At 64.9% G+C, this 19645-nt stretch carries 22 protein-coding genes; 10 read left to right on the top strand and 12 right to left on the bottom strand.

Annotation, left to right across the window (positions count from 1 at the left end):
• Positions 1-296: 296 nt before the first annotated feature.
• On the top strand, positions 297-1928 hold the full coding sequence (locus tag AB1K63_RS09565) for a hypothetical protein (RefSeq protein WP_366959883.1): 1632 nt from the start codon (positions 297-299) through the stop codon (positions 1926-1928).
• A 49-nt stretch (positions 1929-1977) separates the two neighbouring features.
• Here AB1K63_RS09565 and AB1K63_RS09560 read toward each other — a convergent pair whose 3' ends face one another.
• Positions 1978-2148 (bottom strand): hypothetical protein, encoded by a 171-nt coding sequence (locus tag AB1K63_RS09560; protein ID WP_366960688.1) that lies wholly within the window; start codon positions 2146-2148, stop codon positions 1978-1980.
• Between the two features lie 24 nt (positions 2149-2172).
• Positions 2173-2436, bottom strand: a complete 264-nt coding sequence (locus AB1K63_RS09555) for a DksA/TraR family C4-type zinc finger protein (protein WP_366959882.1) — start codon at positions 2434-2436, stop codon at positions 2173-2175.
• 162 nt (positions 2437-2598) lie between these two features.
• Between AB1K63_RS09555 and AB1K63_RS09550 the strand changes: the two genes are divergently transcribed.
• Positions 2599-3432 carry an endonuclease/exonuclease/phosphatase family protein gene (locus tag AB1K63_RS09550; RefSeq protein WP_366959881.1) on the top strand — a complete coding sequence of 278 codons (834 nt, stop codon included), beginning with the start codon at positions 2599-2601 and terminating at the stop codon, positions 3430-3432.
• Positions 3433-4157: 725 nt separating this feature from the next.
• Here AB1K63_RS09550 and AB1K63_RS09545 read toward each other — a convergent pair.
• The 3 genes from AB1K63_RS09545 to dapB all read right to left on the bottom strand — a co-directional run bounded on the left by AB1K63_RS09545 (position 4158) and on the right by dapB (position 6474).
• Complete coding sequence (locus AB1K63_RS09545) at positions 4158-4736, bottom strand: DUF305 domain-containing protein (protein WP_366959880.1); 579 nt, start codon at positions 4734-4736, stop codon at positions 4158-4160.
• Between the two features lie 337 nt (positions 4737-5073).
• Entirely contained in the window at positions 5074-5724 is a 651-nt protein-coding gene (nth, locus tag AB1K63_RS09540) for an endonuclease III (RefSeq protein WP_366959879.1), read from the bottom strand.
• An 18-nt stretch (positions 5725-5742) separates the two neighbouring features.
• Positions 5743-6474 (bottom strand): 4-hydroxy-tetrahydrodipicolinate reductase, encoded by a 732-nt coding sequence (dapB, locus tag AB1K63_RS09535; protein ID WP_366959878.1) that lies wholly within the window; start codon positions 6472-6474, stop codon positions 5743-5745.
• Between the two features lie 64 nt (positions 6475-6538).
• On the opposite strand from dapB, the gene AB1K63_RS09530 reads away from it, so the two are divergent.
• Both AB1K63_RS09530 and AB1K63_RS09525 read left to right on the top strand, forming a co-directional pair.
• Positions 6539-7261 (top strand): NAD-dependent deacylase, encoded by a 723-nt coding sequence (locus tag AB1K63_RS09530; protein ID WP_366959877.1) that lies wholly within the window; start codon positions 6539-6541, stop codon positions 7259-7261.
• A gap of 52 nt (positions 7262-7313) precedes the next feature.
• Complete coding sequence (locus AB1K63_RS09525) at positions 7314-8111, top strand: hypothetical protein (RefSeq protein ID WP_366959876.1); 798 nt, start codon at positions 7314-7316, stop codon at positions 8109-8111.
• 4 nt (positions 8112-8115) lie between these two features.
• Here the strand turns inward: AB1K63_RS09525 and AB1K63_RS09520 are convergent, their stop codons facing one another.
• The 4 genes from AB1K63_RS09520 to mutM all read right to left on the bottom strand — a co-directional run bounded on the left by AB1K63_RS09520 (position 8116) and on the right by mutM (position 12141).
• Positions 8116-8883 (bottom strand): HesA/MoeB/ThiF family protein, encoded by a 768-nt coding sequence (locus AB1K63_RS09520; RefSeq protein ID WP_366959874.1) that lies wholly within the window; start codon positions 8881-8883, stop codon positions 8116-8118.
• Positions 8884-8982: 99 nt separating this feature from the next.
• Positions 8983-10449, bottom strand: a complete 1467-nt coding sequence (dnaA, locus tag AB1K63_RS09515) for a chromosomal replication initiator protein DnaA (protein ID WP_366959872.1) — start codon at positions 10447-10449, stop codon at positions 8983-8985.
• Between the two features lie 468 nt (positions 10450-10917).
• Positions 10918-11178 (bottom strand): 30S ribosomal protein S20, encoded by a 261-nt coding sequence (gene rpsT, locus AB1K63_RS09510; protein ID WP_366959871.1) that lies wholly within the window; start codon positions 11176-11178, stop codon positions 10918-10920.
• 147 nt (positions 11179-11325) lie between these two features.
• The gene (gene mutM, locus AB1K63_RS09505) at positions 11326-12141 is read right to left on the bottom strand and encodes a bifunctional DNA-formamidopyrimidine glycosylase/DNA-(apurinic or apyrimidinic site) lyase (RefSeq protein ID WP_366959870.1); all 816 of its coding nucleotides are present in this window, start codon (positions 12139-12141) and stop codon (positions 11326-11328) included.
• Between the two features lie 54 nt (positions 12142-12195).
• Between mutM and AB1K63_RS09500 the strand changes: the two genes are divergently transcribed.
• The 3 genes from AB1K63_RS09500 to AB1K63_RS09490 are packed head-to-tail and all read left to right on the top strand — an operon-like array spanning position 12196 to position 14988.
• The gene (locus AB1K63_RS09500; RefSeq protein WP_366959869.1) at positions 12196-12933 is read left to right on the top strand and encodes a class I SAM-dependent methyltransferase; all 738 of its coding nucleotides are present in this window, start codon (positions 12196-12198) and stop codon (positions 12931-12933) included.
• A gap of 4 nt (positions 12934-12937) precedes the next feature.
• Entirely contained in the window at positions 12938-14494 is a 1557-nt protein-coding gene (gene ubiB / locus AB1K63_RS09495) for a 2-polyprenylphenol 6-hydroxylase (RefSeq protein WP_366959868.1), read from the top strand.
• The gene (locus AB1K63_RS09490) at positions 14494-14988 is read left to right on the top strand and encodes a hypothetical protein (protein ID WP_366959867.1); all 495 of its coding nucleotides are present in this window, start codon (positions 14494-14496) and stop codon (positions 14986-14988) included. The genes ubiB and AB1K63_RS09490 overlap by 1 nt, the downstream gene beginning before the upstream one ends.
• Here the strand turns inward: AB1K63_RS09490 and AB1K63_RS09485 are convergent.
• Positions 14942-15322: a hypothetical protein gene (locus tag AB1K63_RS09485; RefSeq protein WP_366959866.1), complete on the bottom strand. Its 381-nt coding sequence runs from the start codon at positions 15320-15322 to the stop codon at positions 14942-14944. The two genes, AB1K63_RS09490 and AB1K63_RS09485, sit on opposite strands and share 47 nt — an antisense overlap.
• A 179-nt stretch (positions 15323-15501) precedes the next feature.
• Between AB1K63_RS09485 and AB1K63_RS09480 the strand changes: the two genes are divergently transcribed.
• Genes AB1K63_RS09480 through AB1K63_RS09470 form a run of 3 tightly spaced genes read left to right on the top strand, consistent with a single transcriptional unit; the run spans position 15502 to position 17874 of the window.
• Positions 15502-17124 carry a bifunctional phosphopantothenoylcysteine decarboxylase/phosphopantothenate synthase gene (locus AB1K63_RS09480; RefSeq protein ID WP_366959865.1) on the top strand — a complete coding sequence of 541 codons (1623 nt, stop codon included), beginning with the start codon at positions 15502-15504 and terminating at the stop codon, positions 17122-17124.
• The gene (dut, locus tag AB1K63_RS09475) at positions 17117-17566 is read left to right on the top strand and encodes a dUTP diphosphatase (RefSeq protein WP_366959864.1); all 450 of its coding nucleotides are present in this window, start codon (positions 17117-17119) and stop codon (positions 17564-17566) included. Before AB1K63_RS09480 ends, dut begins: the two co-directional genes overlap by 8 nt.
• Positions 17563-17874, top strand: coding sequence for a hypothetical protein (locus AB1K63_RS09470; protein WP_366959863.1), 312 nt, complete (start codon positions 17563-17565; stop codon positions 17872-17874). The genes dut and AB1K63_RS09470 overlap by 4 nt, the downstream gene beginning before the upstream one ends.
• Positions 17875-17887: 13 nt before the next feature.
• On the opposite strand, the gene AB1K63_RS09465 is transcribed toward AB1K63_RS09470, so the two are convergent.
• Both AB1K63_RS09465 and AB1K63_RS09460 read right to left on the bottom strand, forming a co-directional pair.
• Positions 17888-18817, bottom strand: a complete 930-nt coding sequence (locus AB1K63_RS09465; protein ID WP_366959862.1) for an energy transducer TonB — start codon at positions 18815-18817, stop codon at positions 17888-17890.
• Positions 18818-18905: 88 nt separating this feature from the next.
• Positions 18906-19577 (bottom strand): DUF4136 domain-containing protein, encoded by a 672-nt coding sequence (locus AB1K63_RS09460; RefSeq protein WP_366960687.1) that lies wholly within the window; start codon positions 19575-19577, stop codon positions 18906-18908.
• Positions 19578-19645 lie beyond the last annotated feature (68 nt).

The following is a 19645-nucleotide window of genomic DNA, read 5'->3' as shown; positions in this document are numbered from 1 at the left end:
GTCCCTTGCGACGCCGAGTAGCCCTCTCAAGACCGGTTAGGCGCAGCGCGCCAAGCTTGCGTATCTCTCTCCTGAAGGGGAGAGAGTCCGAATTCGATTGCGGCTGCGCAGAATCAGCCAGCGATGCGCGCAGAGATGAGAGGGCTCGGGACGCGCTTATTTTCGAGAATGTAACGATACTTATGCGTGTCGATTTATGAATTGTTCCACCATTTTCGGCATTCGTTGAAACCATGTATGCTGACGACCTCAAGACAAGCTCCGGTTGCGGCAGGATTGCTGCGTTCTGCATCGTCATGGCGCTCGTCATCTGGTTGTATTTCGGACATTCAAGTCGCGCTGTGAGCAAAGAGAGATTTGCTAAGCAGGTTACCGCCGACATTCTGCCGGACCGGCAAGTGGCACTGAGCGGGGAAATCTTGCTGATCGGGCGCTCCGAGTTCGAATGGCACACGAAAACCGGCGCGAACGAGAGGCCTCGGCAAAGAGCGGTATGTGATGCCCTATGTGCCGCCTTGCTCGCCAACCCAGCAATTTCCGGAGTAACTATCCGACTTAACAGGACTGGAAAGCCATGGCGATTCAGTATCCAGCCTTACGCGCGTTGCGATGGTAATGGCATAGTCCCGAAAAATCCGGACAGTTTGCGATCGGCCGAAGCGCCAGACGCTGACAACAGTAGTCTAACGCATCAGGAAATGATGCAGTCACGGATGATCGAATCCCAAACGCTCGCTGTATACTGGCGGATGCGCCTTGCGAAAGAGAACTGCATACGCATCGAGCAAACAAGAGTTGAGCCGGACTTCCAGATACGCTCGGAGCATGAAACTGACTATGATCGGCCAACATATAGAAATGATTGGGCTTGGACTTTCGACACTCTGCCTGTGGAGACCCAGCGGTTCGAAATTCTATCCAGAGATGGTAGGCTGATTGCGCGCCGTTCGTTTGTTTCCACTCGCATGCTCGCCTGGCCGATCCATCCGGGACCGGTCGCTACAACCGGCCCGATGAATCTGCCGGTATTTGGGTGGGCGCGGACCACGCTAAGCAATCAGCCCGACGATGCGGAATTCAACTCCACGGCATTCCTTTTACAATATACCGATCTCTCGCTGACATATGCGCCAAGATACCCGCGAAGCGCCATCGCCGCCGAGTTGCGCCGTCTACTTGCCGACTCTTCGATAGCTGCATCGAATCCCGGCTTCTCTTTGTCGGAAACTTGGTTCCGGTCGCTCAATCGTGTCTCGCTGACCGATGCGGACCTCGATTTATTCGTCGCGCTCATCGAAGATCCACGCGTCACCAATTTTTACGGTATCGATCACGCTGTTGACGCGCTGGAAGGTAACGCGAAAACTTTGGAAGCACCTATAAAAAGACGGCTTTCCCAAGACAATGTACCTTCGAGTGTAGCGAGAGACCTATCGAGGCAACTGCCAGCCATAACACCCCTTAGCAATGCTCCGCTACCAATGGATTTGGCGATACTTAATGATCCCGAAAGACGCGTGGCTGCGGATGGTCTCATAATCGAACAAGCGGACTACGGGGCACAATCGGTGCCTCTTCTGCTCCAGATTATCCGTGAACACGTAAGAAGAAAGGAACGAAACTGGGGCGGGGGCGCAAATTCGGTCAACGAAATCAATCCGATTGATGCAGCGATGGTGGCCCTGTGCAAAATCGGACCCGAAGCGCGTGATGCCGTGCCGGAAATCCGCAAGCTTCGCTCGACCTGGATCGGCAAGACCTTGGCCAGCGATCGATATTGGCACCTTACCCTGGCGCGTATCGGCACACCATTGGAAGAGATAGGCCCGCCATCCGGATTGAACCAATCCCCACGCGAATACGCCGCAAGCCTCCGCAAGCGAGTCGAGAATTATCGCGACGGCGATTGCAAAGAAATGTGGATTTGATCTTGGGTCCGTTCAATTTCAGAAAATTGGGGCTAACCACAATACACCCTCATCGCCCCTTCGGCTTCTCCGGCACCCTCTTCCTGAAGTTGCACAGATCGACCAGACCGCACCGCCAGCATTCGGGCGTGCGCGCCTTGCAGGTGTCGTGACCGTGACCGTGGTCATCGGCAGCATGCTGTGCGAAGTGGACGAGAGGGAACTGGCCAGCGCGGACGATGTCTGAAGGCTGATGGCAGGCGCGTCAGCGCAGCTGGCTGTCCTTGCTGCCGCGCCGGTTGAAGCCGCTGTGCCGCACGCTGGTGTCGCGCGCGGATTGGCACGCCACGCAGGTCCGCGTCGCCGGCAGGGCCTTCCGCCGCTGTTCGGGAATGGGTTCGCCGCAATCGTCGCAGTGGGTCGCGCCAACGCCTGCACCCATGCGGCGGCGCGCGGCCGTCACCGCGTCGTTCACCGTGTCGTCTATCTGATCCTGAACCGCGCCATCGCGCGTCCAACCGCCTGCCATTTCGAATCTCCTTGCTTGTTCAACGCAGGAGAGGGCCGGAATGTCCTGAGCGGCCTCCTCCCGCTTTACCTGTCAAAATGAAGGCCCGCGACCGCTGGACAAGAGGCGCCCATGCCGCGATCTGCGGACGGTCCGCTGACGGGAAGAATGGAGAACGACCGCATGACGATCCGATCGGGTACGGACCGGCGCAGCGTGCTGGCGGGGCTGGCCGCGCTCCCGCTGGCGGGATGCGCGATGCGGGGTGGAGGGACCGCCGAAACGCGCGCGCCAATGACGGTCGCGACCTACAATATCTGGCACGACCGGCCGGACTGGCCCGTGCGCCTCGGCCTGCTGGTCGAAACGCTGCGCGCTGCCGATCCGGACGTGATCGCGTTGCAGGAAGTGTTGCAGGATGCCGCCAAGGATCTTCCCAACCAGGCGGAAACGCTCGCCGCCGCGCTCGGCTATCCGCACGTCCATTTCGTCGCGACGGAGCCGGAAGGCGCGCCCAAGCGGTACGGCAACGCCATCCTCTCGCGGCTCCCGGTACTGGATGTGGCCCGGCGCAAGCTTGCGCCGCTGGAGGACCATCGCACCGCGGTCCGGGTGCGCGTGCGCACTGCGGCCGGGCCGGTGGACGTGGTCGGCACGCATCTCGCATGGAAGGCGGAGCAGGGACCCATGCGGGCGGAGCAGTTGGCCGACCTTGCGGGCTGGCTTCCGGCGGACGGAGTGCCGACAATCGTCATGGGAGACTTCAATGCGCCGCTGGACGAGCCTGCGCTGACGGGCTTCGCCGGCGCGCGCTATGTCTCGGCCCTGCCCGCCGGTGCCGCCGAAACCACCCTCAATCCCGCCCGCGGACACGCCAATCCGCGCGTGATCGACCACATCTTCGTGGAGCGCGCCGCCTTCGACATCGCCGACGCCCGCATCATCGGCGACCGCCCGACCGGCGACGAATATCCCTCCGACCATTTCGGCGTCGTCGCGACGCTGCTGGTCAGGTGAGGCGGAAGGGGACCTTTGGCGATCGGTTAAAATGCTTCTGAAGCTTTGTGCTCATTGAGCCCACGGCAGCTATTGCAGTGGAAAGCGGTCATTAGGACGAGAACAAGCACCAAGCATAATCAAGAGTGCTTCTCATGGTTGGGTCCTCGCGACCAGCGTGCGGGGTTACTGCTACAGCGTCACGAGGCGACCTATCGGGTGGGAGGTCAAGGAAATCGACTGCGTTCCCGGTGCCGAATGAGACAACCGAGCCATCGCGAAAAGTGAGCTGGAACAAGTGATATCCCATCCCGCTCTCGCCAGCGGCGTAGATAGTCTGCGCAAGCTCTCGCGGCAGTCTCGATGGGCTTTCTTCCAGATCCACCACCTCCTCCAGCGGCACCGAATCTTTGCCGGTGTCCTCCTCTGGCCACACCCCCCATTGCGTGAAGTACTGGACCGCAGGGCATAGGTATACCGCGTTTCGCCGTTCGCCAGTGCGGAGCGTTACAAGTGCCGGAAAGTAGATCGCTTGTGTTGGCTCGATTTGCGACAGCTTATTCCGAAGTTCGTTCGGAAGACGCGGGTATTGCCGAGCTGCACTCAAAGGGTTCATCATTGACCCGTGGAGCACCAGTCGAATGTCCGCAATGGGGTCGCTCGCTGTCAAATTGGTCCGGAGGTTCCAGGGAGGTTGCGGAGCCATGCCTAAGGTCATGCCCGCTCGGAACGGCTCCCTGCCGCACCTAGCGCCCCGTCGCGTTCTCCTCGGCCCGTCGTTTTAGCTCCGGAGTGAGGTCCGCCGTGCGGGGCGGGATTGCGCTGCCGTTGCCGCGTTCGCCGTTCGCTTCGAGATCGGCCAGCAGCATTTCCATCTCCGCGATTTCCCGGACCTGCGCCTCGATGATCCGGTCGGCGAGATCACGCACGCGCGGATCGCTGATCTTCGCGCGCTCGCTGGTCAGGACGGCAATGGAATGATGCGGGATCATCGCTTTCATCCACGCCTCGTCATCGACCGTGCGCTGGCTGCGCGCCAGGAACAGGAAGGTTGCGAAGCCGACCACGGCTCCTGTCATGACCAGAACCTTGGTCGTGCGCGTGCGATACATGCCCCACATGAAACCGAGCATGATGACGATCATCGCCATGCCCATCATCAGCGCCATCCACATCCGGGTCTGGCTGAAGAACACGTGATCCGCCGACCAGACGTTGGAGTATTTGAGCACGAACATGGTCGCGATGGACGTCGCGATCATCGCGGCAAAGGTGGTCCAGCGGCTGTGCGCCTGTCGGTCGGGGGCGGGGGAGGGTGCGTTCATAAATTGTCCTGACCCTTACCAAGCGCTTTGGCACGAAGCCCCGTTCCGTTAACCTTTGAGGGCGGACGCGGTGCTGCCTGCGGGTGGGCGAAACTTTCGCTGTCCTACAGGCTCCCTGCAATGCCATGTCGCATCCATGCACGGCGTCATCCTGCACGCGGGCCGTCATCGCGCCTCCCTGATTCGGAGCATCGGGCGGGCCCTAATCGGTGGGATGCAAAAGCCACACTCGGCGGCGCTCCGTGGCCTTTCGGACCTCGGAACTCCGCGGGTTTCGGGCGAAAGTCACGGGTCTTTCCAAATCGATAGAGCGGTCCATGTCTGCGCGGCCTTCGCGCTATCGACCCTTCGGCTTCTCCGTGACCTTCTTGCGATAGCTGCACAGGTCCACCACCGGGCAGCGCCAGCATTCGGGCGTGCGCGCCTTGCAGGTGTAGCGGCCATGCAGGATCAGCCAGTGATGCGCGTGCAGGCGGAAAGGCTGCGGTACGCGCTTCTCCAGCTTCGCTTCCACCTGTTCCGGCGTCTTGCCCTTGGCGAGGCCGGTGCGATTGCCGACTCGCAGGATATGCGTGTCGACCGCGAAGGTCTCCTGCCCGAACCAGCAATTGAGCACGACATTGGCCGTCTTGCGCCCCACGCCGGGCAAGCGGACGAGGTCGTCGCGCGTATCGGGCACTTCCCCGCCATACTCGTCGACCAGCAGTCGACTGAGTGCGATCACGTTCTTCGCCTTGGAATTGAACAGGCCGATCGTGCGGATATGCGCGACCAGCCCCTCGAATCCGAGGTCAAGCATCTGCTGCGGCGTTTCCACCTGCGCGAACAGGGCGCGCGTAGCCTTGTTCACGCCCACATCGGTCGCCTGCGCGCTCAGCGCCACGGCCACGACCAGCTGGTAGGCATTGCCGTATTCCAGCTCCGTCTCCGGTTCCGGATTGTCCTCCGCCAGCCGGCGGAAGAACTCGAAGATCTGGTCCCTGGTCATGGCTGCGGCTCCTGCCGGTCAGAGACCGAGCACGTCTTCCATCCGGTACCGCCCCGCTTCGCGCCCGACGAGCCATGCCGCGCCGCGCACGGCGCCGCGCGCGAAGATGGCCCGGTCTTCCGCGCTGTGCGACAGGGTGATGCGTTCCTGCTCGCCCGCCAGGATCACGCTGTGTTCGCCCGCCACCGTCCCGCCGCGCAAGGCAGCGAAGCCGATCGCGCCTTGCGCGCGTCGTCCGGTATGGCCGTCGCGTCCGCTTTCGGTGTGTGCGTCCAGCTCGATCCCGCGGCCCCGTGCCGCCGCCTCTCCCAGCAGGCGCGCGGTCCCGCTCGGCGCGTCGACCTTCATCCGGTGGTGCATCTCGACGATCTCGATGTCCCAGTCCGGCCCCAGCCGCGTGGCCGCTTCCTGCACCAGATGCGCCAGCAGCGTGACGCCGAGCGAGGTATTGCCCGTCTGCAGGACGGGGATCGTGCGCGCCGCCGCGTCGATCGCCGCATGATGCTCCGCGGCAAGGCCGGTCGTGCCGATCAGGACCGGGATGCCGGCGGCGCGCGCCGCGTCCAGCGTTCCGGCCAGCGCCCCGGGCGCGGAGAAATCGACCAGCGCATCGGACAGGCGCGCCAGTTCCGCCGGATCGTGCCCGTGATCGGCCCCGCCCGCGCACTCGTGGTCCGGATCCGCTTCCAGCACCGCCGCGATGGCCTGCCCCATGCGTCCTTCGCTGCCGATGATGCCGATGCGTGCCATTGTGCTCCCTTCGCAGGCGTGGTTGATGCAGGCGTCGCCCTACCGCTTCGCTGCCTGAGGACAAATGCCGGATATTCGCAACATCGTCATCCTCACGGGCGCCGGAATCAGTGCGGAAAGCGGGATCGACACGTTCCGCGATGCAGGCGGCCTGTGGGAGAAGCACCGGGTGGAGGATGTCGCCACGCCCGAAGGCTTCGCCCGCGATCCGGCGCTGGTGCTGGGCTTCTACGATGCGCGCCGCGCCGCGCTGGCTGCGGTTGCGCCCAACCGTGCGCACGAGGCGCTGGCGCGGCTGGAAGCGGAGTGGGCCGCACGGGACGGGCACGATCTGCTGCTGGTGACGCAGAACGTGGACGACCTGCACGAGCGCGCGGGCACCCGGAACGTGCTGCACATGCACGGAGAACTGCGGAGCGCGCTGTGTGCGGCATGCGGTGCGCGCAGCCCGTGGGATGCCCCGATGTCGGCGGTGGAAGGCCAGGGGCCGGCGTGTCCTGCCTGCGGTGCGCGGGCATTGCGGCCCGACGTCGTCTGGTTCGGCGAGATGCCCTACCAGATGGAGCGCATCTACGCGGCGCTCGCGGACGCGGACCTGTTCGTCAGCATCGGCACGTCGGGCGCGGTCTATCCGGCGGCAGGCTTCGTGCAGGAAGCGAAGATGGCAGGGGCGCGCACGCTCGAACTCAACCTCGAACCGGGCGAGGGATCGCACTGGTTCGACGAATCGCGTCACGGCCCGGCGGGCGAGCTGGTGCCCGACTGGGTGGAGGATCTGCTCGCCTGACGCGCCCGTCGTCCGGGTGGAACGCGAAACGCGGGACGGACGTTTTCGCCGCATGACGACCAAAGCCCTTGCCCGCTTCGCTCTCGCTTTCGGCTTGGTCGCCTGTTCGGGCGGCGGAGGTGTCGGCAGTGGCGATGACTCGGCGACGGGAGAAGCCGCGCCTAGCGTAGACCAGCGGGTAGCCGAGGAAGACGCGCAGGTTTCCGAGAAGGCTGGCATTCCGGGCGGGACACGCCAGTTCGCCCGCATACCGGCGCGCTTCCGCGGTGTCTGGGCGCGCAGCGTCGAGGAATGCCGCGCGGAAAACCGCAACCGGTTCACCGTGACGGGCGAGGCGATCAGCTTCTTCGATGGCGGAGGCGCAGCAGGCGACATTCGCGGCCGGGACGAGGCGCTCGCCGTGACGCTGGCCGGGCAATCCGCCGTCTACCTCGCCATGGAAGGCGACGGGCAAATGCGCGTGCGCCGGGGGGGCGGGGAAAGCGCGACTTACCGCCGCTGTCCTTCGTCCGTGGCGTCTGCCCAGGGGGCGGCTTCGACGACGGTGCCCGAACGCTTCCGCGGGGTCTATGCGCCGGACCGGCAGGCCTGCGCCCTCGATTACACCTACAATCCCGCCTTCCGCGCGGTCACGGTGGGCGCCAGCGAGGTCAGCTTCTTCGAGACCGGTGGCCCGGTCACCGATGTCGTGGCCGACGGGAACAGCGTCGCGATAACCCTGCGCGAAACCGTCGGGGACGGGGAAAGCACCCGCGCGATCTATCTCGCCCTCAACGCCGACGGCACGGCACGCTACCGCCCCGGCAGTGGCGAGCCGGTCGAAACCTTCGTCGTGTGCGGCAGCGAATAGGCGGTTATCCGCCGCAGGTCCGGCAATCGGGATCCTTCGCGATCGTCAGCGGACGCATCGAGGGGGCCATTCCGTCGAGCAGGAAGAGCGTGCCCCATTGCGGTTTGCCGAACGCGGCCTTGCCTTCGCACAGCACGCGCACGGCATGCATCGCGGCGAAGCTTCCCACCCATCCGGCCATCGCGCCAAGCATCCCCTCATCGGCACAGGTGTCGCAATCGTCCGCATCGAAAGCGTCGCCCACGAAACAGCGATAGCAGGGCTGGTCGGGACGGTGGCCCGCAAATGCCGCGACCTGTCCCTGGAAGCGCCCCACGGCGGCTGAAAGCAACGGGATGCCATGCGCGACGCATGCGTCCGACACGGCGAGCCGCGTGGCGAAATTGTCGGTCCCGTCGATGACCAGGTCGGTCCCGGACAGTATTTCCGGAGCGGTCGACGTATCGATCCGCCGGTCGGACAGTTCGACTTCGATCCGCTTGTCGAAATTGGCCAGCCAGCGCCGCGCGCAGGCCGCCTTGCCGTGCCCGATATCGCGTTCGGCGTAGATCGTCTGACGCTGGAGATTGCTCTCCTCGACCGTCCCGTCGTCGATCAGGGTGAGATGCGCCACGCCGGCTCCGGCCAGATATTGCAGTACCGGCGATCCAATGCCGCCCAGTCCCACGAGCGTCACATGGGCGTCGGAAAGCGCGACCTGGCCGGCGCCGCCAATCTCCGGGATGACGATATGGCGCGCGAAGCGCTCGAGCCGATCGGGGGACAAGGCCATGGAAAGGCAGTTAAGAACCGGTGCACTGCCTGTCGACAGGCCCGTGGATGGACCTGCGGAAAAGCTGTGCGCCGGATGTGCAGGAAAGGAAGGGTCGGATCAGCTTTCGAGCTGGCGCAGCAGGCTGCGCACGTCGCCGTCCATGTCCGCGTCCCGCTGACGCAGATCCTCGATCAGGCGGACGGCGTGGATGACCGTGGAATGGTCGCGTCCGCCGAACTTGCGTCCGATTTCCGGATAGCTGCGAGGGGTCAGGACCTTGGAGAGGTACATTGCCACCTGCCGCGGACGAACAACCGCACGCGCACGGCGCTTGCTGCTCATCTCACTCCGGTCGATCCGGTAGAACTGGCAGACGGTGCGCTGGATCTCGTCGATGGTGATCCGGCGGCGATTGGCGCTCAGTATGTCTGTCAGCTGTTCCTCGGCGAGGGAAAGCGAGACTTCCTGCCCGGTGAGCTGCGCATAGGCGACCAGCTTGTTCAGTCCGCCGACCAGTTCGCGGATGTTGCGCGTGATGGTGCGCGCGAGGAAATCGATGACGTCCTCGGGCACGCTAAGCGGAGCAAAGCGTGTCAGCTTTGATTCGAGGACCTTGCGGCGCAGCTCGATGTCGGCCGCCTGGATGTCCGCGACGAGACCCATGGAGAGGCGGCTCAGAAGCCGCGGCTCGACGCCGTCCAGAGCCTGAGGCGCGCGATCCGCTGCGAAGACCAGCCGCTTGCCTTCGGCCAGCAGCGCATCGATCGTGTAAAGCAGTTCTTCCTGCGCCGACGCCTTGCCGATGATGAACTGGATATCGTCGACCAGCAGGAGGTCGAAACCGCGCAGGCGCGCCTTGAATTCGAGCGTCTTGCCGCTCTTCAGCGCCTGCACGAATTCCACCATGAAGCGCTCCGCGCTGCAGTAGAAGATGCGCGCCCGCGGATGGGCGTTGAGATAGGCGTGGCCGATGGCGTGCAGCAAGTGCGTCTTGCCCTGTCCGGTCGCGCCCTTGATGTAGAGCGGGCTGAACTGCGGCTGTTCCGTGGCTGCCATGCGCTGCGCGGCATTGCAGGCAAGGATATTCGCTTCGCCGGTCACGAATGCGGCGAAGGTGAGCGTCGGGTCGAGCCCGACAGAAGACGTGAAACCCGCATCGCCCATCGTGCCGGCGCTCACTGCGATCATGCTGGTGTCGGCCCCGTCGTTCGCCGCGCGGCGCCCGTCGTTGAGGTCGAGATCCTGCAGCTTGCGCCGGCCCGGGTGCACCTGAATGCGCACGGTGCGAACTTCGCTGCGCGCAATCTTCCAGGCCAGCGAGAGGCGGTCTGCGAAGCGGTCCTGGACCCAATTGGCGTAGAACTCGGACGGCAGGTAGAGATCGAGAGTGCCCGTCTGCTTGCAGAAACCGCCAAGCTGGATCGGCTTGATCCACTGACTGTGAAGCTGATGCCCCAGATCCTTGCGCAGGCCGGTGCTGATGTCGGCCCAGTCGGCCGCCAGGTTCACCGCTTCCATTTCCTCTGCACTCATCGCGTCCGCCTCTTCCAGCTTGGCGGTCGCTTTCCCGTTTGCATTCGCCATTCCACTCGACCTTCTGTCAGTCCGGCGCGACCCCGCCGGCTCTCCGTCATTACCCCCCGTTCCGCAAACACGGTTGTCCCGTCGCCGGAATCGTGATTCGATTCGACTGTGTGTCGCGTTTCGGTCTTTGTGAGCCCGGTTCCGTCCAGCACCGAGCGGACATTCAGATAGGCAGGTGGAGACGCGTCAGGCAAGCAAACATTTTCATTTTACTGTCACAATGTTTGCTTGACAGCGACCAACCCCGCAGACCTTCGTTTAATGGTCTGGAAAGCATGAATTTTCTTCGTAATTTGTCCTGCACAATCGCGGTTTTCAAATGCGAATCGCGAGGATTCCTTGCGTTGTCGCGAAGCCGGTATCGGAGCCATTATGACAACGCGAAACGGGCCCGCGCAGAAGCTGCGCGAGCCCGTTTTCGAACAAGGCCGATACCCCGTCCGGGGTCGGCCGGTCAGCAATGTCGGCTTAGAGCGCGGAAACGCGCTTCGACAGGCGCGACATCTTGCGCGCCGCCGTGTTCTTGTGAAGCACGCCGCGCGCAACGCCGCGTGCCAGTTCCGGCTGCGCAGCCTTCAGGGCATCGGACGCCGCAGACTTGTCACCGGCATCGACGGCCGATTCGACCTTCTTCAGGAAGCTGCGGATACGGCTCATGCGGGCGGTATTGATTTCCGCACGGCGATTGTTGCGACGGATGCGTTTGCGGGCTTGCGGCGTGTTGGCCATGTTCGTCCTTGTCTCGGGCCGCGAGTGGCGACCGGATGGTCTCTCGGTGGTCTCTGGGAACGGCGGAAGCCCGCCGGAAAGCGCGCCACATAGGTCCGCTGCTCCGAATCGTCAAGGAAATCCTGCCCGCAGGTCCGGTCCCCGCGCCTATCGCTGGCACCGGGGGCAGAACCAGGTGCTCCGTCCGCCCTGCACGATCCTGCGGATGGTACCCCCGTCGTCCCGGCGGCATGGATCCCCCGTGCGGCCATAGACGTCGAAGCGAGTCGCGAAATAGCCCAGCTCGCCATCGGGCCGGGCGTAGTCGCGCAAGGTGGAGCCTCCATCCGCGATGGACTGCTCGAGGACGGCGCGGATTTCGGGGACCAGTCGCGCCAGCGCCGCGCCGGAGACCTTGCCGCCCGGCTTTCGTGGATGAATGCGCGCCCGGTAGAGCGCCTCGCAGACATAGATGTTGCCAAGACCCGCCACGATCCGCTGGTCCAGCAGCAAGAGCTTGATCGCTTGTTTGCGCCCTGCGAGCGCACGCGCGAGATATTCCGGTGTCAGCTCGGGACCGAGCGGTTCGGGCCCCATGCCGACGAAGCTGGGCCAGTGTTCGATCGAATCGCTCGCCACCAGGTCCACCCATCCGAACCGCCGTGGATCGTGCAGCGCGAAGCGGTGGGCGTTGGTCTCTATCAGCAGGTGATCGTGTTTCTCCGCCGACGCGGGATCGATCCGCCAGCGCCCGCTCATTCCCAGGTGGAAGATCAGGGTCTGGTCGCGATCGGTATGGATCAGCCCGAACTTGGCCCTCCGCCCCAGGCCCGTCACTCGTGCGCCCGTCAGCATCTGGGCCAGTTCCGGGGGGAAGGGGCGGCGCATGTCCGGACGGTTGGTCACGGCGTGGACGATGCGCTGCCCATCGAGGAAGCGCGCCAGTCCGCGCACGGTGGTTTCGACTTCGGGTAGTTCGGGCACCGGCGCGCGCTATCAGCCTTTGCCCCCTCCGGAAACTCCCGTAAGGCGAGCGGCATGACCGGACCCAAGACCGTATCCTTCGGCTACGAGGACATTCCCGAGGACGAGAAGACCGCCCGTGTCGGCGGCGTCTTTTCCAGCGTCGCGTCGAAATACGACATCATGAACGATGCCATGTCGGGCGGAATGCACCGCCTGTGGAAGGACCGCTTCGTGCGCCGGGTGAAGCCGCAGGAAGGCGAATCGATCCTCGACATGGCGGGCGGCACCGGGGACATCGCTTTCCGCATGGCCGAACAGGGGGCGAGCGTCACGGTCGCCGACATCAACCAGGACATGCTCGACGTGGGCGTCGAGCGGGCGATGGAACGGGGGCACGACAGCCTCGTCTGGAGCCGGCAGAACGCGGAAGAGCTGACCTTTCCCTCGCGCAGCTTCGATGCCTACACGATCGCGTTCGGCATAAGGAACGTGACACGCATCGACCGGGCCCTGGCCGAGGCGCACCGGGTGCTGAAATTCGGTGGCCGCTTCTTCTGCCTCGAATTCTCGACCACTACCTGGCCGGGCTTCAAGGATGTCTATGACGTCTACTCGCATAAAATCATGCCGCAGATGGGCAAGGTCATCGCGCAGGACGAGGACAGCTATCGCTATCTGGCCGAATCGATCCGCCGCTTCCCGCCGATGCCAAAATTCGAATCGATGATCCGCGCCGCGGGCTTCACCCAGACGAGGGTGGAGCCGATCCTGGGCGGGGCGGTCGCGATCCATTCCGGATGGAAAACCTGATCGCGTGAGCCGTCCTTCCAAGCATATCTGGCGCCTGCTGAAATGGGGGCGCACACTGGCGCGCCACGGTGCGCTGCGCGGGATCGAGAACGATCCGAACACGCCGCTGCCGGTCAAGCGCCTGGCGCGTCTGGCCCGGTTCGGCGCGCACCAGCCGAAGGAGCCCGATTACGCGAGCGCCTTTCGCGCGATCGGTCCGGCTGCGATCAAGCTGGGCCAGTCGCTCGCCACCCGGCCGGACATCGTGGGCGAGGATGCCGCGCGAAACCTGCTGTCGCTTCAGGACAACCTCCCCCCTGCGCCGTTCGAGCAGATACGCCGCTCGATCGAGACGAGTTTCGGCCAGCCGGTCGAAGCGCTTTTCGCGTCGCTGGACGAGGAACCCGTGGGCGCGGCCTCGATCGCGCAGGTCCATCGCGCAGTGACTACCGATGGCCGCGATGTCGCGGTCAAGGTCCTGCGCCCGGGCATTCGCGAACAGTTCGCCCGCGACATCAAGACCTATCACTGGGCCGCCGCGCACTTGGAAGCGATGGGCGGAGAAGCGCGTCGCCTGCGTCCGCGCCTCACCATCGCCAATTTCGAGCGCTGGACCAATCGCGAACTGGACCTGCGGCGCGAAGCCGCGTCGGCGAGCGAACTCGCTGTCGCGATGCGGGCGATCGCCGGCTACGAGGTGCCGGACATCGATTGGGACCGGACCAATGGCCGGGTCCTCACGGTTTCGTGGGTGGACGGGATCAAGATCAGCAACCGGGAGGCGCTGATCGAGGCGGGGCACGACCTGCCGGCGCTGGCCGAACGGCTCGTACTCGCGTTCCTGACGCAGGCGATCAGCGCGGGGTTCTTCCACGCCGACATGCACCAGGGGAACCTGTTCGTGAAGGCGGACGGGACCATCGTTGCGATCGATTTCGGGATCATGGGCCGGATCGATCGGCAGGCGCGCATGTGGCTGGCCGAAATCCTGTACGGCCTAACGACCGGAGATTATCGCCGCGTCGCGGAAATCCACTTCGAGGCGCAGTATGTGCCCAGCTATCATTCGGTGGACGAATTCGCGACCGCGCTGCGCGCCGTGGGTGAGCCCATGCGCGGCAAGCCGGTGAGCGAGCTCAGCGTCGGCCAGATGCTCGACGGGCTGTTCGCGATCACGCGCGATTTCGACATGCAGACCCAGCCGCACCTGCTGCTCCTGCAGAAGACCATGGTCATGGTCGAAGGGATCGCCACGCAGCTCAATCCCCAGATCAACATGTGGGACGTGTCCGCCCCCTATGTCCGCAACTGGATCCGTGACGAGCTGGGCCCCGAGGCCGCGATTGCCGACCGGATCCGGACCGATGTCGACACGCTGCTGCGCCTGCCCGACCTGATCCGCCGCATAGAGGACCGTTTCCCGGCGAAGGGCGGCGCACCCGAACCGCCGCCGTTGCCCGAAATCGAATTGATGTGGGAACGTAGCCGGCGCCGCTCACGCGGGCTGTTCGGATACCTCCTGGCAGGTGTGATCGGGGCCGGGCTTGCGGGAGGGGCGGTCGCCCTCGGCTGGATCGGCTGATGGCCTATCGCCCGGACGAGGGCGAGGCGCTCGCATTGCTGGAAAGCGCCATCGTGACGACCGGCATCGCCCATGCCGCGCTGGCGTTCGACCTTTATATCGGCACGCCCTTCCCGCCGGCCGGACTGGAAGGAGCGGCCGCGCGCCTGACGGCCGAATTCTGGTTCTATTTCCTGATAGCGATCCCGTTCGCGTTCTTCGTCGTCTGGCCGATAGCCGCGCTGGCCACCATGAACGTTCGCCGGCTGACGAGCGACCTGGGATGGTTCACCTTCGTGGCGGCAGGCGTGCCGGTCGGCGTATTCGCGCTGCTGCTCGTCAGCCTCCAAATGGATTTGGTCCTGGGCCGGCCGGAAATCCTGCTCCCCAACGGCGCGCTGTTCGGCATCGTCTGGGCCGGGCTGGCGCGCGTCTTGATCGCGCTGCACCGGTTCCTCGCCGCTCCGGTCAGACCCTATGCGGTAGGATCCGGCTCGCGATCAGCAGGACGATGACCGTGCCCGCTTCGACCAGCATGGGCTGCCAGAAGCCATCCTGCGTGCCGTCGACCAGCGCGCTGACGATCCGTCCGGCCAAGGCGATGCCGAACAGGGCGGCCGGGATCAGCAGCAGCGACCCGCGACGCAGCCATGCACCCGCCAGCATGCAAATGGCGGCCATCACGAAGAATGCCGTGAAGTCGGCCCGCATGGCGGCCAGTCCGGAACTGTCCCTCGCGATCAGGCCGAAATTGCTGCCAGCACTGACGGGTTCGACCAGGAACCACAGGCCGGTCACAAGGAAGAACAGGCCACCCACGAATATGAGCGCGGTCAGGATCAGTCGCATCGATACCCCCTCCTATATTCCGGATACCATAGCCGGCGTTTCCGCCAGCACGCCAAGGAAATCGTCGCGGGCCGTTTGGGGGACTGGCAGGGCGCGGAACGCCGCGCTAGGCTGCGCGCGATGGAGGAAGGGAGCCCCGGAAACATGATCACGCCCGTGCCGCAGATGTGGGGCCGCCGGTGAACGAGACCGGGTATCCGCGCATTCTCCTGATCGTCGGCGGGGGGATCGCCGCTTACAAGAGCTGCGAACTGGTCCGCCTGATCCGCAAGGGCGGCGGCAGCGTCACGTGCGTCGTGACGGAGGGCGGCCAGCAGTTCGTCACCCCCATGTCGCTCGCGGCCCTCAGCGAGAACCCGGTCTACACTACATTGTGGGACCTGAAGAACGAAGCGGAAATGGGCCATATCCAGCTCAGCCGCGAAGCCGATCTGGTCGTCGTGTGTCCGGCCACGGCCAACATGCTGGCCAAGATGGCGACCGGGATCGCGGACGACCTGGCGACCACGCTGATCCTTGCGACGGACAAGCCGGTGATGGCGGTACCGGCCATGAATGTCCGCATGTGGCAGCACGACGCGACGCAGCGCAATGTCGGCGTCCTGCGCCATGCGGGGGTCGAGGTCGTGGACCCGGATATCGGCCCCATGGCCTGCGGCGAGTTCGGCCCCGGACGCTTGCCCGAACCGGAGCTCATCTGGGCCGAGATCGCCGCCTTCTTCGGCATGGCGGCCGACGCACCGGAGGCGCTGGCCGGGGGCGAGGACGACTTCGAAGACACGCTGGACGACGAAGCGAACGAGGACGAGCCCCGCCGCGGTGGTCTGGGAGGGCTGCTTTCCTCGATCATTCCGCGGGGCATGTCGCGCCAGCCCGAACCTGCACCGGAACCGTTGCCGGACGAAGGCGAGGACGTGGATGCACCGTCTCCCGCTGCGCCGCTGCTGGCGCGCAAGGGCGGTGCGACATCCGCGCCTCCGACCGATCCCGACGCGATCAACCACGAAGTCAGCACCGGCGCAGGCCGCGCGCGTCCCGAAGCCCTGGGCTGGAACGAACCCGCCGGTTTTCCCAATGCCGTTACGCAAGAGTCCGGGTTCGATCCACTGGACGGCCAGCCCGCGTTCGAGACGGATATCGAGCATCGACCGCTCTACGGCCGCCACGTCCTCGTGACGGCGGGTCCAACGCACGAGCCGATCGATCCCGTCCGCTATCTCGCCAACCGGTCTTCCGGAAGGCAGGGTTTCGCCATCGCCGCCGCCGCCGCAAACGCCGGGGCGCGCGTAACGTTGGTAAGCGGTCCCGTGCACTTGCAGACGCCGCCGGGTGTCGACCGGATCGACGTCGAATCGGCGCGCGACATGGCCGAGGCCGTCCGGCGGGCACTCCCGGCCGATGCGGCGATCATGGTTGCCGCCGTCGCCGATTGGCGGACCAAGGACTATGCGCCCGAGAAGATGAAGAAGCGCGGTTCGGCCCCGCCGGCCCTGATGCTGGCGGAAAACCCCGACATCCTCGCGACCGTCGCAAGCGGCGCGCAGCGGCCGCGCCTGCTGGTCGGCTTCGCGGCGGAAACCGAGGATGTGGTGCGCAATGCGAAAACCAAGCGGGAGCGCAAGGGTGTCGACTGGATCGTCGCCAACGACGTGTCGGACGGCGTGATGGGAGGTCTCGACAACGAGATTCATATCGTCACGAGCACGGGGGTCGAATCGCTGTCCCAGATGCCCAAGCAAATAGTCGCGCACGAACTGATCGCCCGCGTGGCCGACGCTTTGGAGAATATGGACGATGAGTGAGCCGGTCACGGTCCGGGTAAAGCGCCTGCCGCACGGGGAGGGGCTCGACTTGCCGCGCTACGCCACCGAAGGCGCAGCCGGGATGGACATCCTTGCAGCGGAGGACATCACGATCCAGCCCGCTATGCGCCACGCGGTCGCCACCGGCCTTTCGGTCGCGATACCCGATGGCTACGAAATCCAGGTTCGCCCGCGGTCTGGTCTCGCCCTGAAGCACGGGCTGACCGTTCCCAATACGCCCGGGACCATCGATTCCGACTATCGCGGTGAACTGAAGGTCATCGTGATCAACCACGGGGCCGAGCCTTTCGGCATCGCGCGGGGCGACCGAATCGCGCAGCTGGTGATCGCTCCCGTGACCCGGGCAGCCTGGGAAGAAGTGGGCGATCTCGATGAAACGGCGCGCGGGGCTGGCGGCTTCGGATCGACCGGCCGCGCATGATGGATTTCTCGAACCCGCTGTTCGCCTTGGGCGCGCTCGTCCTGCTAGGCCTCGGGCTGGTGGTGCTGGTGATCCTCGCCACGATCCTGCGGCAGGTATTCGCCGCCAATTTCGGCTGGGGGGCATGGGACTGGCGCACGGTCCTGGCCTCGTTCGTGATCCTCGTCGGCGCGATCCATTTCGGGAACTACGCGCTCAGCCTTCTGGACGGAGCGGAAACGCCCCCGGCGGGCTTTCCCCCTGCTTTCCTGATCGGCGCGGTCGCCATCGGTGTCGGCATCGCCGCCATTCGCGGACGCGGGCGCTAGGCCGCGCGTCGCTTCAGTCGCCGCAGGTCGGCTCGCCTTCTTCATCTTCCTCTTCGAGGATATCCGGCGGCAGGACCCAGCGAACGACGGTCGCGTAGGAGCCGGCCTGCGGATTGCCGTTGTCGTCGGTTGCGGGATCGAATGTCGCGCGCCTTGTGAGGATCCGACAGGTCCAGTCGTCCAGCTGGGCGTAGCCGCTCGAACTCCGGATTTCGCACTGCTCCACCCGCCCAAGGCTATCGATCTGCATCGAAACACCGACCGGGCCTTCCTGCAGCTGGCGAAGCGCGCTCGCGGGATAGTCGTCGATCGTGATCCAGCTCTCGCGGTCGATGGGGACGGCGGGGTACCCCGCCGCCAAACGCATGGGCGGCGCTGTCGCGATCGGGGGCGGCGTGATGGCGAGCATCCGGGGTGGGGGAATTGTCTGCAGCAGCGGCATCGTGGGCGGGAGGGGCCCTTCGGCTACTGCTGCAAGGCACCGGTCGAACGCCCGCATCGCAGCGGCACTTCCCTTGAGGGAAATACTGCGCAGGACATTCCCGTCACCCAGGATCGTCAGCTCGGTGCCTGTGCGCAACTTGCGGTCGAGCCGGTCGTCCACCGCATGAAGCACCGACGAAGCGATGAGCGGGCTGCGCTGAACCGGTGTGGTGTCGCCATCTATCCGGATGGCGAACCGGTCTGCATTCGACGGCTCCCCGGCGGCATCGAACAGGGGCAGGATCAGCTGGTTCGCAAGCCCGGGTTCGGAATGCAGGACCAGGTCGGGCAGGTCGGTCTCCCCGATGCGCTCGATGTAGCAGGACCTGTCGTATCCGCCGCTGATCCATCCGGCGGGCGCGCCGAACTTGTCGGTATGATGCGGTTCGCCCTGCGCATGGGCAGGTTGTGCCGTCGCGAGCCCGGCCACGAGTATCGTAAGAAACAGTCCCGCCCTCATGACGAAGATGTGAAAGTCGAAGGCGGTTTGGTCAACAAAAAAGGCGGGCCTTTCAGCCCGCCTTTGCTTGTCCGATACTGTGGTTCGATCAGCTGTCTTCGGGCTTGATCGAGATGCGCACTGTCTCGCCGGAGCGACCCGGGAAATCGGTGAACATCGCTTCGACCAGGTTAGGCACGAGATAGGGCAGGCGCTTGGAGCGGCTGACCGCCTCGGCCTTGCCTTCGAACAGGCGCTGCCCGGTCGCGCGATCGTCGATCTTCAGGTCGATGCCGCTGGTATAGACGGTTGTGGCGTCGAGCCCGCCGCCATAGAGCCAGGGATCGCTGAAGCCGTAGCCCCAGGCGCCGAAGCTGCGAAAGCGGCTGCGATAGGGGTATCCGAAACGCGAGCGGTAGGGGCTGTAACCGTACCACGGATCGTAGAATGCGCTTTGCCGGATGCGTTCGCGACCGTTATCGACGCCGTAATCGAAACGGACCAGCAGGTTCGCCGTTTCGGGCGAGCCGGCCTGCCTGTAACCGAGACGGCTCATCTCTTCCTCGACCAAGTCCGCATACTGCGCGAACTCGAGCCCGCCGGCGAGATCGGGATCATCCGCCACGACGGCGAAGGTCTGGCCCTGCGGCGCCGGGAGCTGGCTTTCGAAACGCGAGACATCGGCGCTGAACGGCGTGGTGCACGCACCGAGGCTGGCGAGGAGAAGAGGAACCGACGCCCATCGGACGATGCGGCCCCTGTTGCGTGTGTTCTGTGTCATCATCTGTTCCTTGGAACGGGGGCGCTCACCTCCCGTGTGTACCGATAGAAGCGCTGTGCTCTGACGGT

The sequence above is a fragment of the Qipengyuania sp. JC766 genome (assembly GCF_040717445.1).
Taxonomy (GTDB): Bacteria; Pseudomonadota; Alphaproteobacteria; order Sphingomonadales; family Sphingomonadaceae; genus JC766.
The sequence above is the reverse complement of the archived record's forward strand: the minus strand, read 5'-3'. Positions and strand labels throughout refer to the sequence as shown.